19 protein-coding genes are annotated in these 14,144 nt (G+C 55.3%); all 19 read left to right on the top strand.

Translation table 11 applies throughout. The features are described from left to right. The first annotated feature begins 30 nt into the window (after positions 1-30). On the top strand, positions 31-1,647 hold the full coding sequence (locus tag EGY08_RS28615; protein WP_123829464.1) for a TerL protein: 1,617 nt from the start codon (positions 31-33) through the stop codon (positions 1,645-1,647). A gap of 1 nt (position 1,648) precedes the next feature. Further along, on the top strand, positions 1,649-3,118 hold the full coding sequence (locus tag EGY08_RS28620) for a DUF1073 domain-containing protein (RefSeq protein ID WP_123829273.1): 1,470 nt from the start codon (positions 1,649-1,651) through the stop codon (positions 3,116-3,118). 55 nt (positions 3,119-3,173) lie between these two features. Next, on the top strand, positions 3,174-3,722 hold the full coding sequence (locus tag EGY08_RS28625; RefSeq protein WP_123829465.1) for a phage minor head protein: 549 nt from the start codon (positions 3,174-3,176) through the stop codon (positions 3,720-3,722). A 255-nt stretch (positions 3,723-3,977) separates the two neighbouring features. Then, a complete protein-coding gene (locus EGY08_RS28630) occupies positions 3,978-4,172 on the top strand; it encodes a hypothetical protein (RefSeq protein ID WP_123829274.1) in 195 nt (64 codons plus the stop codon). A 9-nt stretch (positions 4,173-4,181) separates the two neighbouring features. Next, positions 4,182-5,456, top strand: coding sequence for a DUF2213 domain-containing protein (locus EGY08_RS28635; RefSeq protein WP_104460114.1), 1,275 nt, complete (start codon positions 4,182-4,184; stop codon positions 5,454-5,456). 11 nt (positions 5,457-5,467) lie between these two features. Continuing rightward, positions 5,468-5,971, top strand: a complete 504-nt coding sequence (locus EGY08_RS28640; RefSeq protein ID WP_104460115.1) for a structural cement protein Gp24 — start codon at positions 5,468-5,470, stop codon at positions 5,969-5,971. A gap of 10 nt (positions 5,972-5,981) precedes the next feature. Continuing rightward, positions 5,982-6,929, top strand: a complete 948-nt coding sequence (locus EGY08_RS28645; RefSeq protein WP_123829275.1) for a DUF2184 domain-containing protein — start codon at positions 5,982-5,984, stop codon at positions 6,927-6,929. Between the two features lie 47 nt (positions 6,930-6,976). Then, positions 6,977-7,333 carry an STY1053 family phage-associated protein gene (locus EGY08_RS28650; RefSeq protein ID WP_104460116.1) on the top strand — a complete coding sequence of 119 codons (357 nt, stop codon included), beginning with the start codon at positions 6,977-6,979 and terminating at the stop codon, positions 7,331-7,333. Further along, a complete protein-coding gene (locus EGY08_RS28655; protein ID WP_104460117.1) occupies positions 7,302-7,712 on the top strand; it encodes a DUF4054 domain-containing protein in 411 nt (136 codons plus the stop codon). The genes EGY08_RS28650 and EGY08_RS28655 overlap by 32 nt, the downstream gene beginning before the upstream one ends. Further along, on the top strand, positions 7,709-8,212 hold the full coding sequence (locus tag EGY08_RS28660) for a hypothetical protein (RefSeq protein WP_104460118.1): 504 nt from the start codon (positions 7,709-7,711) through the stop codon (positions 8,210-8,212). Before EGY08_RS28655 ends, EGY08_RS28660 begins: the two co-directional genes overlap by 4 nt. Beyond that, complete coding sequence (locus EGY08_RS28665; RefSeq protein ID WP_123829276.1) at positions 8,212-8,598, top strand: head-tail adaptor; 387 nt, start codon at positions 8,212-8,214, stop codon at positions 8,596-8,598. Before EGY08_RS28660 ends, EGY08_RS28665 begins: the two co-directional genes overlap by 1 nt. Beyond that, complete coding sequence (locus EGY08_RS28670) at positions 8,591-9,133, top strand: hypothetical protein (protein ID WP_241866319.1); 543 nt, start codon at positions 8,591-8,593, stop codon at positions 9,131-9,133. Before EGY08_RS28665 ends, EGY08_RS28670 begins: the two co-directional genes overlap by 8 nt. A gap of 3 nt (positions 9,134-9,136) precedes the next feature. Beyond that, entirely contained in the window at positions 9,137-10,282 is a 1,146-nt protein-coding gene (locus EGY08_RS28675) for a DUF3383 family protein (RefSeq protein ID WP_123829277.1), read from the top strand. Positions 10,283-10,291: 9 nt separating this feature from the next. Beyond that, positions 10,292-10,735: a DUF3277 family protein gene (locus tag EGY08_RS28680; RefSeq protein ID WP_123829278.1), complete on the top strand. Its 444-nt coding sequence runs from the start codon at positions 10,292-10,294 to the stop codon at positions 10,733-10,735. Between the two features lie 3 nt (positions 10,736-10,738). Beyond that, positions 10,739-11,164, top strand: coding sequence for a phage tail assembly chaperone (locus EGY08_RS28685; protein WP_123829279.1), 426 nt, complete (start codon positions 10,739-10,741; stop codon positions 11,162-11,164). Between the two features lie 35 nt (positions 11,165-11,199). Next, positions 11,200-11,352, top strand: coding sequence for a DUF6889 family protein (locus tag EGY08_RS28690; RefSeq protein ID WP_064364859.1), 153 nt, complete (start codon positions 11,200-11,202; stop codon positions 11,350-11,352). Then, positions 11,342-13,264, top strand: coding sequence for a hypothetical protein (locus tag EGY08_RS28695; protein WP_123829280.1), 1,923 nt, complete (start codon positions 11,342-11,344; stop codon positions 13,262-13,264). The genes EGY08_RS28690 and EGY08_RS28695 overlap by 11 nt, the downstream gene beginning before the upstream one ends. Beyond that, positions 13,264-13,839, top strand: a complete 576-nt coding sequence (locus tag EGY08_RS28700) for a phage baseplate protein (protein WP_123829281.1) — start codon at positions 13,264-13,266, stop codon at positions 13,837-13,839. The genes EGY08_RS28695 and EGY08_RS28700 overlap by 1 nt, the downstream gene beginning before the upstream one ends. Beyond that, positions 13,840-14,142, top strand: a complete 303-nt coding sequence (locus EGY08_RS28705) for a phage baseplate plug family protein (protein ID WP_123829282.1) — start codon at positions 13,840-13,842, stop codon at positions 14,140-14,142. Positions 14,143-14,144 lie beyond the last annotated feature (2 nt).

Consider the following 14,144-nt stretch of genomic DNA (forward strand, 5'->3'; position numbering starts at 1 on the left):
TGGCAAAGAACAATGATGAGAGTGATCAAGATGCCGCTGCCCTTTACATTCGACTTCAAAAATCCTGACTACAACATGGTTTTTGAGTGGAGGATGGAACGCCTGCAGCGCATCAGGCAGAACCCTGGTGTTCTCCCCGCACTTACGCAGTTTTATCGTAACGACCCGGCGCAGTTCATTATCGACTGGGGCATGACCACGGACCCGCGAAACCTCGATTACGGCTTACCGGCAACAATTCCTTTTCTGCTATTCCCGAAACAGGAAGAGTGGATTAACTGGATAATGGATCGCCGGCGCCGGCTCGAGCACGGGCTTACGGAAAAGAGTCGCGAAATGGGCCTGAGCTGGACCTCGATAGGGCTTGCCTGTTCGCTGTGCCTCTTCAACAAAGAAATGGTGATTGGTTTCGGCTCCCGTAAAGAGGAGTACGTGGACAGCACAGGTGACCCGAAGGCACTTTTCTGGAAGGCTCGAAAGTTTGTTGAGATGCTGCCCGTTGAGTTCCGCGGCTCATGGACGGAAAAAAAGCACGCCCCTTACATGCGCGTTGAGTTCCCGGAGACGGGGGCTGTTATTAAGGGGGAGGCTGGCGATAACATCGGCCGCGGTGACCGTACGACCCTTTATTTTGTGGATGAGGCGGCTTTTCTTCAGCGTCCGCTACTGATAGATGCCGCTCTTTCTCAAACTACGCGCTGCCGTATCGATCTTTCGTCGGTCAACGGCATGAGTAACCCATTCGCGCAGAAGCGACACAGCGGAAAAATCCCTGTATTTACTTTTCACTGGCGCAGTGACCCGCGCAAGGATGATGAGTGGTACCGCAAGGAATGCGAGAAAATTGATAACCCGGTCATCGTCGCCCAGGAACTTGACCTGAACTATCAGGCGTCCGCTGAAGGCATCCTGATCCCCTCTGAGTGGGTGCAGGCTGCTGTCGATGCGCATATTAAGCTGGGCATTCAGCCCAGCGGCCAGCGACTCGGCGCGATGGATGTTGCGGACGAGGGTAAGGATAAAAACGGCTTCTCGGCGCGTTACGGCTTCCTGCTGCAGGACGTCAAAGAATGGTCTGGTGAAGGGAGCGATATTTACGCCTCTGTCGTTAAGGTCTTTGGCTATTGTGATGATTTCGGCCTCGATGAGTTCCGCTTCGATGAAGACGGACTCGGTGCCGGCGCCCGCGGTGATGCGCGGGTGATTAACGAACTTCGCCAAGCCGAACGGCTGGGTTACATCACTGCGACCCCATTCCGAGGTAGTGGCAGTGTCTTTGATCCAGAGGATGAAGCTGTGCCCGGCGATAACGGCAAACCTGCCCGCCTGAACAAAGATATGTTTGCGAATGCTAAAGCCCAAAGCTGGTGGCATCTCCGCAAGCTGTTCCGTAATACCTTTCGCGCGCTGCAGGGAATGGACTATAACCCCGATCATATTATTTCCATCAGTAGCACTATGGAAAATAAAGACCGGCTTCTGATGGAACTGTCGCAGCCCACATGGTCCAAAAACGCCGTCGGTAAGATCCTGGTGGACAAGCAGCCAGAAGGAACCAAGTCACCTAACCTGGCCGACTCCGTGATGATTAACTACGCGCCAATGGATTCATCCCTCGATATCTGGGCCAAACTGGCTGGAGCTTAATATGTCCCGTAAGAAACGCCATAACGGCGCACAACAGCCCGTTAGGACCGCTGACGGGTACAACAATTTCACAGCCAAACTTGGCACCAATACCCAGAACATCCAGACCGGCGGCACGTACGTTCCAGGTTATATCACGCGCAACCGTGTGATGCTGGAATTTGCCTACCGGTCATCGTTTCTGGTAGGCGCTGGCGTTGACTCTATGGCCGATGATATGACCCGAAAGGGGATCAGCATCAGCTCAAAGCTGGAGCCCGGCCAGAAGGGCAAAGTAGAAACCTTCTGGGATGACTTCGCTATCTGGGATGGGGTGAATGATGTCCTGAAGTGGTCCCGACTGTACGGTGGCGCGATTTTGGTCATGCTGATTGACGGGCAGGACATGTCCACTCCGTTAAATATTGACCGCATCAAAGAGGGCCAGTTTAAAGGCGTCATGGCGCTGGATCGCTGGATGGTCAATCCGACCTACAACAACCTGGTGACTGACTACGGGCCTGAGTTTGGAAAGCCGAAGTTTTACAAGGTTGTGGTTAACCAGCAGGGTATTCCCCCCTGGAAAATCCATCACAGCCGCCTTATCCGCATGGAGGGCGACTCATTGCCATTCCAGCAGGCGCAGACGGAAAACGGCTGGGGTATGTCTGTTGTCGAGCGCATCTTTGAACGCATTCAGGCATTCGATACGGCGACAGTTGGCACCACGCAGCTGATCCACAAAGCTCACCTCCGAACCTACAGCATTGAGAAATTGCGCACGATACTGGCTACGGGTGGCGACCTTGAAAAAGGACTGATGCGTCACCTGGCCATGATCCGAGAATTCCAGACCATCGAAGGCATGACCATCATGGATGCCTCGGACAAGTTCGAAACGCACAGCTATTCGTTCGCAGGCGTGGCCGATGTGCTTCTACGCTTTGCTGAGCAGGTTTCGGGCGCTACGGGTATCCCGCTGGTTCGCCTGTTCGGGCAATCCCCCGCGGGGTTTAATACCGGTGATGGTGACCTGGAGAACTACTACAGCCGCGTTAACTCGTTGCAGGAGCGCCGGCTACGTCGCCATGTACGCAAGTTGCTGGATGTCAGTTGGCGCTCTCTCTTTGGCCAGCCGCTGCCAGATGACTTCACCTTCGAGTTTAACAAGCTCTGGGAGATGTCCGACACCGACCGCTCAACGATGGCTAACAACGTCGCTACGGCGCTCACTGCGTTGGTAGACCGCCAGATCATGCCGGTACACGCAGCAATGAACGACCTGCGGAATATCTCCGATGTGATCGGCATCGGTGGTTCAATCACTGACAAGGATATTGAAGATGCGAAAGCCCAGTGGGAGGAGGCTGAATCTGAAACCGAACCTCCGCCGCCGGTCGGAGCGCCAGTATCAGAAAAGCCTGTTGGCGATAGTCGACCAGATAAACCAAATCGTCACGGGCTCTTACGATGGTTCACAGGCCAGCGCTGACAGCATCGCTTCCCGGCTTCTTGACTACTCGATGGTGATTGACGATTGGGCGGAAATGGTCGGCAAGAAAATGCTCGCCCAGGTCGAACAGGAGGAGTGGCAGCAGTGGCGGTCCGTATCCGAGGAAATTGGCGCAGGGCTTCGCGATGTGATGGGTAATACGCCCGTCGGCCAGGTGGCGCAGGATATCGTGTATCGCCAGATACAACTGATGAAATCTCTCCCCCTGGAATCTGCCGACCGGGTGCGCGATATCCAGACCCGAGCCATTGAGGCGATGGTCAACGGTGAGCGCCCGGATCAGCTCTACGAGATGATTATGCAGACTGGCGGTGTAGCGGCCAGCAGGGCACGCATGATAGCCCGCACGGAAATTGGGAGGGCTACCGGCGCACTGACCCAGGCGAGAGCGCTGGCGGTTGGTTCTGAGGGCTACTGGTGGCGTATTGAAGGCGCTGGCACCCGGCCATCGCATCGCAAGATGAAAGATAAGTTTGTGCGCTGGGATAACCCGCCAACACTCGATGGAATGACCGGGCACGCCGGGTGCCTGCCGAACTGCAAATGCTGGTCGGAAGTGCAGATCCCTGAGCCGAGAAAATGAAAAACGCAGCTTATCCCTGTCATTTTGGTTGAAACCTCGAACCCGCGAAATGTTATCAAAATGTTGTGGTGGAAAAGAGGCGGAAATAGCCTATTAAACCGGGCATTTTGCGACCTTAAGGGGACATTTTAATCCAGTCCATTTTTGGTGGTGCGGGTAAGAACCATTATGTTAAATAGCCCGCTATTTCGAACAATTATCCCTGTCCAGAAGGTCGCCACTGAGCGGCCTTTTTTGTTGCCCGAAGAGGTGAGAATGAAAAAGGTCCAGATCGAATCAAAGCGAGCCGGCGACCGCAGAGTTATCGAAATATCGATGGGCGGCATCACTGCACGTTACCGCGCTGTTGGCGAGCTCTCAGAGTTAAAAGCCACTGGTCGCGGCAACGTCCGCCAGGTTAAGGCGCTACTCCGTGAGTTCATTCGCAACTCTGACCCCGCGCTTATCTAGCGAGGCACCATGAAATATTACTTTACCGCCAGGCTGGGGGAGACGCGATACCTGCAGGCCGATGGCTCATTGCTTTGCAAAGACGTTCCCATCGCACGAACTGGCACGCAGATTTACCTGCCTGAAGAGGTGGACCTTGAGCCTGACCCATTAACCGGCACGGTGACGGTCTGGCGAACGGAGGATGAGGTTTTCTCCACTGAGACTATGGCGAGCTTTGAGGGCGTCGCCGTCACGCTGGAGCATCCAGAAGGGGCGAATGGCGAAATCGTCTTTGTTAACCCCTCCAACTACTCCGATCTGGCCCACGGACATATTCAGAATGTTCGCCGCGGCACTGGCAATAAATCAGACCTGCTGATAGCGGATGTGCTGGTTAAGAGGCAGGAGGCTATCGACGCCATTCAGGCTGGCTATACCGACGTCAGCTGCGGCTACGACGCCAAATATAAACAGCTCTCCCCGGGTAAGGGGAAGCAATACCAGATCACGGGTAACCACCTGGCCGTCGGCATTGACCGGGGGCGGGCTGGCGGCCGCTGTGCAATCGGGGATTCTGTCCCATCAACGTTAAGAAAGGAAAAGCCAATAATGTCATGGTTTAAAAACTTGGCTAAGGCCATTAAGACGAAAGATGAGGACGCTTTAGCGAAGCTCATCGACGAAGCACCGGACATGCCGTCTGATGGCATGGGCTCAATCCCCGGACCGACGATCAACATCAACGTGCCATCACAGGCTACTGCGCTGCCGACCGAAAACAGGACTACCACAGACGAAACGCCAGACGAACCGGAGAAAGAGAAGACCGGAGACGAAGGCGTGCCCGAGTGGGCGCAGGCGCTGATCGCCCGTATCGACGCACTGGAAGGCAAGACAACCGATTCCGACCCGGAAGACACACCGACCGGCGACGAAGACGCGGAAGAAGATAAGAAGGTGACCGGTGACGCTGCGTTCAAGCGCAATATCATCGCTGACGCTGAAATCATCTGCCCTGGCTTCCAGCCGAACGGCGACAAAGGTCTTAAGCGCCAGGTATTGAGTCACGCTATGCGCACCGGTGACAGCCTGAAAGCGTTTGGCGTGGAAGACTTCAGCAAGGCGCCAAAGTCCACTGTTGACGCTGTATTTAAGGCCGCTGTCGAAATCAACAAGGCTAAAAACCACCTGCTGCCGCTGAATAACGGCGTTCGTACAACCGACAGCAACCACAGCACCAAAAACATGTCACCGGCAGAGCTGAACAAGATCAACGCCGATTTCTGGAACAAGCGCAAATAAGGTAATTCAACATGGCTGGAAATGCATATTTAACCCGCATGCCCCTTGGGTTTGTCGGTGCAGTAACGCGTCCGCGTGATCTGACTATTGAGCCGGTTACTCTGGACCACACCAACTTATTTTCAACCTACGGCCTGCCGGGTAAGTACGTCAACGATCAATTCGTCCCCCTGGTGGATGGCGACACCATCGACAAAGTGAAAGGGATTTTCGTACGTCCATTCCCTATCACGTCGGCGCCAGACCTGGCCTATCTCGGCGTTACCGCCAACCAGGTTGGTGACAACCTCAAGCGCGGTTATATCTGCGTCAAAGCAACTGCAGGCAATGCCGCTACGGCGAAAAAAGGTGATCCGGTATACGTGCGCGTGACTGCGGGCACAACTGCAAGCCCTGTCGGTTCTTTTGTACTGACGCCGGACGCTACTGCAGAGAACACACCTCAGCTGACGAATGCAGAGGTAATGGGGCCAGGCGAAGCCGACGGTCGTATCGAAATCGCATTTAACATCTGAGGAAGAATGAATGTTTACAGTTGACAGAGCGACTATCGACTCTACCGGCGCCTTTGTAGTCGGTGAGCTGGAGCGCATGGATCAAACGCTGAACATGCCGCTGGTGTCCGTTAAGTGGACCCGTGATATGCCACTGCGTAGCGATATCTCCATTGCGGACGAAGTATCATCCTTCACCAACACTGATTTCTCCAGCGTTGGCGGCCCAAACCCGATGGGTAAAAACTGGATGGGTAAGAAGGGCACGGCAACGCCTGGCCCTGAGCTCAACATTGAACCTACTCGTAACAACCTGACGCCGTGGGCGACGGAAGTGTCATGGACCGTTCTTGAGCTGGCATCCGCTCAGAAGCTGGGACGTCCTATCGATGTCCAGAAGTACGAAGCGATGAAGCTAAAATGGAACATGGATACCGATGAGCAGGTGTATGTCGGTGACTCTGGTCTGGGCGTGGCCGGCATGCTTAACCTGCCAGATATCACGCCGCTTGCTGCCGCCGCAGCATGGACCGCTACAACCGATCCGGACGTCATCCTGCAGGATATTAACCTGCTGCTGACCGACGTGTGGATGCGTTCTGGTTATGCGGTATGCCCGGCAAAAATCGGCCTGGCGCCAGAGCTTTTTGGTCTGCTGACCATTAAAAAGGTTTCCTCTGCTGGCAACATCTCCGTTCTGGAGTACGTGAAAATCAACAGCATCGCATTTCAGGAGAATGGTGAACCGCTGGAGATCGTCTCCATCAAGTGGGCGTCAAAACGTGGTGCTGGTGGCTCTCACCGTATCGTCGCATACACTCAGGACGAAAAGTACATTCGCTTCCCGATGGTGCCGCTGCTGAACACGCCGCTGGAGTACCGCAGCATGCAGCAACTGACCGTGTACTACGGAAAACTGGGGCAGGTTGAAGTGCCGTATTCCAATACGCTCTCTTACCTGGACGTTCCGGCATCCTGATAACCAATGTGGGCGAGGGAAGCCTCGCCCTCTAACGGAGTAATCACATGAAGTATCTCGTAACTGCTGCCGCAACGTTAAGCCTCGCGGATGGTTCTAAGTTTGAAATCACCAAAGGCGTCCATAGCGGCGCTGACTTCCCGGATAGTGTTAAATCCCACTGGGCTTTTGAAGCTTATGCAAAGCAGATCGACGACGCAGAAGCAGAACAGCTTGAAGCGGCTAACGCTGATCTGAAGGTTTATGTCGCCTCTCTGGAAAGCGCTAACGCTGCGTTATTAATCCAGATAGCCGATAAAGATAAGGAAATCGCTGATCTGAAGGCTGCAGCTGAAAATCCTGTTACTGACGATGGAAAGCAGGAGGCTGGCAATGCCAAAAAACAGTCTTCTACCAACAAGTGATAAATTCCGCACCGACTTCCCCGAGTTCTCCGACACCACCCGCTATCCTGACCCCGCAGTGAGTTTCTATCTGGGGCAAGCCGACGTCATCCTCAATCAGGACGTGCTGGGCGATCAGTTCGTTTATCTGGCTGAGCTTTTCGTCGCGCACTATACCGAACTGCGCGGGCGGGCGATTGCGGCATCTGCTATCGGTGGCGGGGTCAACTCCGCCGGCGGTGGTGTTTTGACGTCTAAATCCGTCGATAAAGTCAGCGCCAGCTACGACGTGTCGGGGATTATCAACCCTGATGCAGGGTTCTGGAACAACACCGGATACGGCCGCGAGTTTTTCTGGTGGTGGTCGATGTTCGGCGCCGGCGGCAGGCAGTTGTTATGAAATCGGGGCTAACGGTTCGCGAGGACAATTACGCCAGTGTTCTGGATGCGTTGAAACAGCTATCCGGTACTGACGTGCTGGTGGGTATTCCGGCGGATAAGGCGCAACGTGAAGAAGGGCCGCTGAACAATGCAGAAATTGGTTACCTGCAATCAACTGGCGCCACGGTGGAGATAGACGGCGAAACCGTCACGCTTCCGCCCAGGCCTTTTCTCGACATGGGGATTGAGGATTCGCGGGATAAAACTACGGCCCGGTTAAAACTCGCTGCACAGGCGGCGCTTGAGGGGCAATCCGGGCTGGCGGAGCAGCATCTTGAAGCCGCCGGCCAGATTGCCCGAGACGCTGCAAAAGCGGTTATCGGTGACGGTGACCGCCTCACGCCTCTCTCGGAGAAAACGCTCCAGCGCCGGCGAGCGCAGGGATTACCTGGCGACAAGCCGCTTTATGCGCATGGCTTCCTGTTGCGGGCGATTAACTACGTCGTGAGGAAAAAATAATGCCGTTACTCGATGTAACTGAGGTCCTGTTAGACCCGGATTTTGTCGATATGACGCTGGTATGTCACCGGCAGGTGCAGACGGTTGATGAGGATAACTTCCCGGTTAACACCGCGCAGGATATCCCGTTCTCTGGCGTGGTGACTGTCGACCGTTCTCTGGAAGCGAAGCGCATGGCCGCCGGACAGAACATCGACGGGGCGATATTCATTGCTACGCAATTCCGCCTGACGCAGGGCCAGCCAGGGTTAGACGCTGACACTGTGACGTACAGGGGCAGAGAGTACCGCGTGACCTTTGTCGACCCGTACACGGCATACGGTGCCGGTTTCGTTCAGGCGCATTGCGAGCTGATGGAATTCGATGGGGGAACGCCAATTGAGTAATAACAGCACAACGGCGGGGTACCTGACACCAGTCGGGGATTCGCCGCCCTACGATGAAGATCTGGAGCGGCTAATCAGTCGCTGGATACGGGGCGTGACCGGATTGGATGCTACGCTGGTTTACCCGCGCTGGACCGACCCGCAAAAACAGATACCCAAAAACGGCACCACCTGGTGCGCGTTCGGTATTACCGGCATCCAGGAGGACTTCAACCCCGCGTACGTGCAGGGCGAAGAGAACACCGAGCAGTGGTCGCATGAAACCATCAGCTTGATCCTCTGTTTTTACGGCCCGCGAGGTCTGGCGATGGCCACGCGCTTTCGTGATGGCCTGCTGGTGGCTCAGAACAACGACGAACTGAACCGCGTCGGGCTGACGTTCCTGCAGCATGGGCGGCTTCTTAATCTGCCCGAACTCATCAATAACCAGTGGGTGCGCCGCTACGATATCAGCGTTGACCTGCGCCGCAAAATCATCCGCCAGTACGGCATTAAATCGCTGGTCGACGCGCCAGTGAAATTCTTTGGAGATTAAGACATGGCACAGGGCTTACCTGTTTCCAATGTCGTTAACGTTGACGTCATCATGTCACCGGTAGCGGCAACGGGGCGTAACTTCGGTGCGCTCCTCATTCTGGGTACCTCTACGGTTATCCCGGTCACTGAGCGTATTCGCCAGTATTCAGCCATTGAGGATATCGGCGATGATTTTGGTTTCGATTCTCCCGAGTACGAGGCGGCGACCATCTTCTTTTCACAGTCACCAAAACCCACTCTGGTCTATATCGGCCGCTGGGCGAAAACGCTGGCGGAGGGTGAAACCGGCACGGTAGAAACCCTGCTGCAGGCGGTTAATGCCTCACTGCAATACACCAACTGGTACGGCCTGGCGATTGCCGATAGCGCCGATCTGGTTGAAGCGGATGTGATTTCGGTGTCCGCGGCGATCGAGGCTTCCAGTCTGAGCCGTATTCTGGCGGTTACCACTGATGACGCGAATGTACTGGTATCCGGTAATACCGACAATATCGGCTACAAGCTGAAGGCGGCGGGCTACTCCCGTACGTTCTGGCAGTACAGTACCAGCAGCAAATATGCCGCTATCTCGGCCTTTGGTCGTGCGTTTACGGTCAATTTCACAGGCAACAACACCACTATCACCCTGAAGTTCAAAACCGAGCCTGGCGTGTTGTACGAGACGCTGACGACCGCGCAGGCAGCCGCCATTGATGCCATTAACGGTAACGTCTACGTCTACTACGCCAACGACACTGCGATTATCCAGCAGGGTGTAATGGCTAACGGTGACTTCTTCGACGAGCGCCACGGGCTGGACTGGCTGCAAAACTACGTTCAGACCAATCTCTTTAACCTGCTGTACACCTCGACCACTAAAATTCCGCAGACCGATGCCGGCGTTACCCGGTTAATGACCAACGTCGAAGCGTCGCTGGATCAGGCGGTGAATAACGGCCTGATTGCTCCGGGCGTCTGGAATGGTGGCCCGATTGGCCAGATTGAATCCGGTGACACGCTGACCAAGGGTTACTACGTCCACGCCGACGCGGTAGCCAACCAGGCACAATCTGACAGGGAAGCGCGTAAGTCGCCGGTGATTCAGGCGGCCATTAAACTGGCAGGGGCGATTCACTATGCCGACGTGCAGATTAACGTGGTGCGATAAGGAGCGACCATGAGCGGAACCTATAGTTTTATTGACGTCTCTGCATCCCTGACGGGCCCGACCGGTAGTATCGACCTGGGCTATGGCTCGGCGAACTCCGAAGAGGGGATCACCGTAGTCATGGCAGAGGCGAAAAACACCATGACCGTTGGCGCTGACGGGGAAGTGATGCACAGCCTTCACGCCGGTAAGAGCGGCACAATCACGGTAACGCTGCTTAAGATCTCCCCGGTCAACAAAAAGCTGTCTCTGATGTACAACGCACAGAGCCAGTCTTCAGCCACCTGGGGTAACAACGTCATCGTTGTGCGAAACAAGGTCTCTGGCGACATCTCTACAGCGCGTTCATGTGCCTTCCAGAAACAGCCGGATCACGCCAACGCAAAGGTTGGCAACACAGTGTCGTGGGTTTTTGACTGCGGCAAGATTGACCAGCTGCTGGGGGAGTTTTAACAGATGGAATTTGAAATCAAAGGCGTTAATTATCGCACCGCCAAACTCGACGTATTCCAGCAACTGAAGGTCAGCCGTAAGCTGCTGCCGGTGCTGGCTGGGCTCGTCAGCGAATTTTCCACGCTGAAAGCTCAGGCCGCTGCGGGTAACTCTGGTGCAGTGCTGGAAAGCATACTGCCGAAAATTGCTGACACGCTGGCAGCGCTGCCGGACGAGGACGTTAACGCGGTGATTCATCCGTGCCTGAGCGTCGTTTCCCGCCAGCACGAAAAGGGCTGGGCGAAGGTGTTCGATCAGGGCGTACTGATGTTCGACGATACGGACCTGTTTACCATGCTGCAGCTGGTGGCGCGGGTGGTCGCCGATAGTCTGGGAAATTTTTTGAAAGAACTCCCCGTCAGCGAGACGCCCACCCCGCCAGCGGTCTGACGCTGGAAACCCTGCCGGAAGGCGAAAGCTTCCTGATGCGCCCGGTGGATGCCGGGTACATCAAATACACCGCACTTAAAGACGGCTCGGTCGACCTGGCCGATGTTGCCCGCATGAATGACTGGCTTGACCTTAAAGCCGATAACGAATACCGCATAGCGAAATGGAGAGAGGACAATGAACGCTGAAACGCTCAAGGACTTTCTGATCTCGCTTGGGTTTAACGTTGACGAGGCCGGTGCTAAAAAGTTCGATGCTGTAGTGGCGGGTACGACGCTGAAAGCGATTGAGCTGGGCGTCAAGGTCGAAGCGGCAGCGCTTTCTGTTGTCGCGTTCACCGCGAAAATCGCCAGCAGCCTCGATAACCTTTATTGGGCCTCTCAGCGCACCGGGGCGACGGTAGAGGGCATCAAGCAAATCGGGTATGCAGTTAGCCAGGTAGGCGGCAGCGTGGACGCCGCCCGCGGCTCTCTGGAAAACCTGTCACGGTTCGTGCGTAATAATCCCGGCGCCGAAGGCTTCCTTAACCGCCTGAGTGTGCAGACCCGCGATGCTAAAGGCAATATGCGGGACATGGCGACGATCTTTACCGGCGTCGGCCAGCGCCTCAGCAGCATGCCTTACTACCGTGCAAACCAGTACGCGCAAATGCTGGGTATTGATGAAAATACCCTGATGGCTATGCGTCGCGGTATCGGCGAGTACATGGGGCAGTACAACGCCATGAAAAAGGCCATCGGGTTTAATCCCGAACAGGCCGCTGCTGCATCGAACCGATTTATGACTTCGCTTCGGTCCCTTGGTGAAATGGCCGGCATGGCCAGGGACAAAATCGGCTCCAGCCTGGCTGATGGCTTGACCGGGTCACTGGATCGACTGCGTCGCCAGATTCTGGATAACTTCCCGAAAATCGAAGGCGCAATCACTGCGACGGTTAAGGGTATTCTCTGGGCTGGCGAGATGGTGGGGCGGGTAATTTACCGCCTTATTCAGTTGGGCCAGAGTATCAGCAGCTGGTGGGATTCTCTCGATAAACAGTCGCAGGAGCTGATAGAGCTGCTGGGTGCGCTGACTGCCGCGTGGTGGCTGCTTAACCGCGCAATGCTGGCGTCGCCGATTACGTGGGTTCTCGGTCTTGCGGCCGCGATAGCGTTGCTTTGGGAGGATTACCAAACCTGGAAGGAAGGCGGTAAAAGCCTCATCGACTGGGGGAAATGGAAGCCTGAAGTTGATGCAGCAGTGAAGTTGGTAGGTGACCTGAAGAAAACGGTCACTGATCTGGGAATAGCGCTGGCGAAGCTGCTGAATATCGATCCTAAATCGTGGTCTCTGAAATGGGACTTCAGCAACTTTATTACCCAGATGGGCGAATTCAGCAAAATGCTGAGCCTGATTGGCGACCTGCTGAATGCCATCAAAGACGGCCGCTGGTCGGATGCCGCCAGCATCGGTAAAGCGCTACTGAAACAGGGGAGCGATCAGCCTGATGTTCTGCCTGGGGTAACCAGTAGCGCCGTTAACGCTCGGGGTAAGGTCCTTGGTTTCTGGGAAGAGGTTAAAACCCGCTTCAGTGATGGCGGCTGGTATGAGCATAACCAGAAAACTCTTGCCGATCGGAACAACAATCCGGGGAATATTCGACCTGTAGGCGGCGGAGGGTTCCGTAACTTTGGATCTGCGCTCGAAGGCTGGGCGGCAATGAAAAACCAGCTGATGCGCTACTTTACCGGTAAAACTACCGGCCGACGCCTGCAAACCATCATGGATATCGTCAGCACCTGGGCGCCCGCGGGCGACAATAACGACCCGCAGCAGTATGCCCGACAGGTCGCCGGGTGGATGGGGGTATCGCCTACGGCAGCGCTTAACCTGTCCGACCCGAATACGATGGGGGCTCTGATGCAGTCTATGGCCCGCAAGGAGGGCTATTCGAACTGGAATAGCCCACTGGCTCATCAGGCTGCTGGTGCGCAAGTTCAACAGCAGAACACCTATAACATCTATGGCGCAAACGCTCAGGAGGTCGGCCAGGAAGTCGGGCGGCGTCAACTTGAAGCAAACGCCAGGGTATTGCGGGTTAACCAAAGTGGGGCCGGCTGATGGATATTCTCTCAACGCTATTTCAGCAGCAGAGTCGGCGGATCGGGCTGATAGTTCCCAGTGTCGTCATTTCTGAAAAGCACAATGACACGCTGGAAATTACCGAACACCCTGTAGAGGTCGGTGCTGCAATTTCTGATCATGCCTACCGCCGGCCGTCTGAAGTGGTTATGCAGGTCGGTTTTGCCGGCGGTGGGTCACTGCTCGATTTCCTCGACACCACCTCTATCGGGTTGAGCGCAGGGCTTAGCCCGAAAGAAACGTATCAGGAGCTGTTGGACCTGCAAAGCAGCAGGGTTCCCTTTGATGTGGTTACTGGCAAGCGACTGTATACCAACATGCTGATCCGTGCGCTGGAAGTCACTACCGACAGAACGTCAGAAAATGTTCTTTCAGCAGTGCTGACACTTCGCGAGGTCATAGTCACCAGCACGACTACAACGCAGGTAGCGGCAAAGGCCGACATGAAACTGGGGGCTGATACCTCAGCGGTTCAGAACTCAGGGGTAAAAACGCCAACGCCCAAAAACGAATCACTTTTGAGTCGACTGGCTGGCTTTGCTTCCGGAGGGTAAATGGCCGTATCAGAAATCCCGCTCTCACCTGAAAACCAGGTGTTTTCTATATCACTGGCGGGTCAGAGTTTTCAGATGGCGATAACCTGGCGGGCGGCGTTCTGGTGCCTGGATATTATGGACAGCACCGGCGCCGACCTGATTAAGGGTATGCCGCTAATCACCGGCGCCGACCTGCTGGCGCAGTATCGCTATCTCGGCCTGGGGTTTTCGCTATATGTCGGCTGTGATAACCCGGCAAATGACAACCCCACCGAAAGCGACCTTGGAATTAACAGCCACCTTTACGCGGTAACGGAGTAATC

It is taken from the genome of Klebsiella sp. FDAARGOS_511 (genome assembly GCF_003812845.1).
Lineage (GTDB): Bacteria > Pseudomonadota > Gammaproteobacteria > Enterobacterales > Enterobacteriaceae > Klebsiella > Klebsiella grimontii.

Bases quoted from the DNA above. Each gene is read 5' to 3' on its own strand.
- EGY08_RS28615 (WP_123829464.1), top strand. From the start codon at position 31: ATGCCGCTGCCCTTTACATTCGACTTCAAAAATCCTGACTACAACATG.
- EGY08_RS28620 (WP_123829273.1), top strand. From the start codon at position 1,649: ATGTCCCGTAAGAAACGCCATAACGGCGCACAACAGCCCGTTAGGACC.
- EGY08_RS28625 (WP_123829465.1), top strand. From the start codon at position 3,174: ATGGTCGGCAAGAAAATGCTCGCCCAGGTCGAACAGGAGGAGTGGCAG.
- EGY08_RS28630 (WP_123829274.1), top strand. From the start codon at position 3,978: ATGAAAAAGGTCCAGATCGAATCAAAGCGAGCCGGCGACCGCAGAGTT.
- EGY08_RS28635 (WP_104460114.1), top strand. From the start codon at position 4,182: ATGAAATATTACTTTACCGCCAGGCTGGGGGAGACGCGATACCTGCAG.
- EGY08_RS28640 (WP_104460115.1), top strand. From the start codon at position 5,468: ATGGCTGGAAATGCATATTTAACCCGCATGCCCCTTGGGTTTGTCGGT.
- EGY08_RS28645 (WP_123829275.1), top strand. From the start codon at position 5,982: ATGTTTACAGTTGACAGAGCGACTATCGACTCTACCGGCGCCTTTGTA.
- EGY08_RS28650 (WP_104460116.1), top strand. From the start codon at position 6,977: ATGAAGTATCTCGTAACTGCTGCCGCAACGTTAAGCCTCGCGGATGGT.
- EGY08_RS28655 (WP_104460117.1), top strand. From the start codon at position 7,302: ATGCCAAAAAACAGTCTTCTACCAACAAGTGATAAATTCCGCACCGAC.
- EGY08_RS28660 (WP_104460118.1), top strand. From the start codon at position 7,709: ATGAAATCGGGGCTAACGGTTCGCGAGGACAATTACGCCAGTGTTCTG.
- EGY08_RS28665 (WP_123829276.1), top strand. From the start codon at position 8,212: ATGCCGTTACTCGATGTAACTGAGGTCCTGTTAGACCCGGATTTTGTC.
- EGY08_RS28675 (WP_123829277.1), top strand. From the start codon at position 9,137: ATGGCACAGGGCTTACCTGTTTCCAATGTCGTTAACGTTGACGTCATC.
- EGY08_RS28680 (WP_123829278.1), top strand. From the start codon at position 10,292: ATGAGCGGAACCTATAGTTTTATTGACGTCTCTGCATCCCTGACGGGC.
- EGY08_RS28685 (WP_123829279.1), top strand. From the start codon at position 10,739: ATGGAATTTGAAATCAAAGGCGTTAATTATCGCACCGCCAAACTCGAC.
- EGY08_RS28690 (WP_064364859.1), top strand. From the start codon at position 11,200: ATGCGCCCGGTGGATGCCGGGTACATCAAATACACCGCACTTAAAGAC.
- EGY08_RS28695 (WP_123829280.1), top strand. From the start codon at position 11,342: ATGAACGCTGAAACGCTCAAGGACTTTCTGATCTCGCTTGGGTTTAAC.
- EGY08_RS28700 (WP_123829281.1), top strand. From the start codon at position 13,264: ATGGATATTCTCTCAACGCTATTTCAGCAGCAGAGTCGGCGGATCGGG.
- EGY08_RS28705 (WP_123829282.1), top strand. From the start codon at position 13,840: ATGGCCGTATCAGAAATCCCGCTCTCACCTGAAAACCAGGTGTTTTCT.